3 protein-coding genes are annotated in these 2,051 nt (G+C 63.8%); 1 reads left to right on the forward strand and 2 read right to left on the reverse strand.

The annotated features are described in order from the left end of the window. Both thpR and E5W70_RS31495 read right to left on the reverse strand, forming a co-directional pair. A partial coding sequence (gene thpR, locus E5W70_RS31490) for an RNA 2',3'-cyclic phosphodiesterase (protein WP_292665167.1) occupies window positions 1-416 on the reverse strand: 416 nt, incomplete at its 3' end. Between the two features lie 136 nt (window positions 417-552). Next, complete coding sequence (locus E5W70_RS31495) at window positions 553-1,197, reverse strand: arylesterase (RefSeq protein ID WP_292665168.1); 645 nt, start codon at window positions 1,195-1,197, stop codon at window positions 553-555. A gap of 107 nt (window positions 1,198-1,304) precedes the next feature. Here E5W70_RS31495 and E5W70_RS31500 point away from each other — a divergent pair, with 107 nt between their 5' ends. After that, window positions 1,305-2,015 (forward strand): ABC transporter ATP-binding protein, encoded by a 711-nt coding sequence (locus E5W70_RS31500; RefSeq protein WP_292665169.1) that lies wholly within the window; start codon window positions 1,305-1,307, stop codon window positions 2,013-2,015. Window positions 2,016-2,051 lie beyond the last annotated feature (36 nt).

Genomic DNA, 2,051 nt, shown 5'->3' on the forward strand with positions numbered 1-2,051 from the left:
GACAGATACTGGGCGACGTCGAGCGGGCTCGAATTGCGCAGGCGGGCCAGCGTCACGTGCGGCATGAACTTGCGCGGGTCGGCCGGGATGCCGAGCCGCTGGCAGATGCGCTCGATCTCGGCCTGCAATGCGGAAAGATCGGGCGAAGCGGCGACCCCGGCCCACACCGCATGCGGCTTCTTCTGGCCGAAGGCGCCGACGCCGGACAGCGTCAGCGGGAAGGACGGGCGGTGAACGCGGTCGAGCGCGTTGGCGATCTCGTCGGCGACATGGCCCTCGACATCGCCGATGAAGCGCAGCGTCAGATGATAGTTTTCGACGTCGATCCAGCGGGCTCCAGGCAGGCCGCCCCTGAGCAGGGACAACGAAAGAGCGGCATCACGCGGTATTTCGAGGGCGGTAAAAAGACGCGGCATGGGAAGCCTCCTGTCCTCGAATCGAACTCTTGCCCTAGCGAATCATCGATATTCAAACGGGGCAAGGGGTTTGTTGGTCGCAGGCCTGCCTAAAAGCTTCCCCTGCGGAAGGCGTTGCGGCGGCGAACCCTCGCCTTCAGGAATTGCCCCGGACCGCTTCAATGGTCTTCTCCACGCTGGGCAGGATACCCTCGACGATGCGGTCGACGCCTCGGGCGTTTGGATGAAGACCGTCTTCGAGCTGCAGGACGGATTGGCCGGCGATGCCCTCGAGAAAGAAAGGATAGAGCGGCACGCCGTATTTTTCAGCCAGTCTCGGAAAGGTCGCGTCGAAGGCGGTCTGATAATCGGCGCCGAGATTGGGCGCCGCGCGCATCCCGGCCAGCAACACAGCGATCTTGCGCTGCTTCAGCTTTGCCAGCATGGCGTCCAGGTTCTTTTCCGCTATGGCGGGCGAAACGCCGCGCAGCATGTCGTTGGCGCCGAGCTCCAGGATGACCAGTTGCGTGCCGTCCGGCACCGACCAGTCGAGCCGCGACAGGCCGCCGCTCGTCGTATCGCCGGAGACGCCGGCATTGGTGACCGTGACATCGTAGCCCTTGGCGCGCAGCGCCGCCTGCAGCTTTTCGGTAAAGCCTTCCCCTGGCCCGAGCCCAAAGCCTGCCATCAAGCTGTCGCCGAAACCGACAATGGTGAAGGGCTCGGCGCGTGCCGACGGAATTGCGCCGCAGATTGTGAGGAAAAGGGCGAAGGCCGCGGCAAAGGTGTGTTTGAAAGCCATGCGGTAGGCCCCATATGACCAGGAACATCGGTTTGCGAAGGCAGGTTTTCATCTTTGTCGAGCATCTGATGCTCTGCCCTCATTCCCCCATATAGGACGATTTGATTTTGGAAGAAGCCGTCATTTCGCTGAAAGACGTATCGCTGACACTCGGCGAAGGTGCATCCTCGGTCCATGTGCTGAAGGGCGTCAGCCTTGATGTCGCGGCCGGCGAGGCAACCGGCATCGTTGGACCTTCAGGTTCGGGAAAGTCGACATTGCTGATGGTCTTGGCCGGGCTTGAAAGGGTCGATTCGGGGGCGGTACGAATTGCCGGCGAGCTGCTCAACGGCAAAAGCGAAGATCAGATCGCATCGTTTCGGGGACGAAACATCGGTATCGTGTTCCAGTCTTTCCATCTCATCCCCAATATGACGGCGCTGGAAAACGTCGCCGTCCCGCTGGAGCTTGCCGGTCATGTCGATCCATTCGGCGTGGCGGCGCGCGAGCTGGCGGCGGTCGGTCTCAGCGATCGCGTCACCCATTACCCCGGCGAATTGTCTGGCGGCGAGCAGCAGCGTGTGGCGATCGCCCGGGCGCTGGCGCCGTCGCCGCGCATCCTGATCGCCGACGAGCCGACCGGCAATCTCGACCAGGCGACGGGGCGGCACGTCGCCGACCTGCTGTTTGCCAAGGCGGCCGAACGCGGCATGACGCTGGTGCTGGTCACGCATGACCCGGTGCTCGCGGCGCGCTGCTCGCGCCAGGTGTCGATGCGGTCGGGGCTGATCGAGGACGCGCCTGAGCCGGCCACCAGGGCCGGCAAGGTGACCGCCTGATGCCGCTGTCGCAAACGCTGAGGCTCGCCTTTCGGT

The organism is Mesorhizobium sp. (assembly GCF_005063415.1).
Taxonomy (GTDB): domain Bacteria; phylum Pseudomonadota; class Alphaproteobacteria; order Rhizobiales; family Rhizobiaceae; genus Mesorhizobium.

Coding starts and splice junctions, on each gene's coding strand:
- E5W70_RS31495 (WP_292665168.1), bottom strand. CDS start 1,197: ATGGCTTTCAAACACACCTTTGCCGCGGCCTTCGCCCTTTTCCTCACA.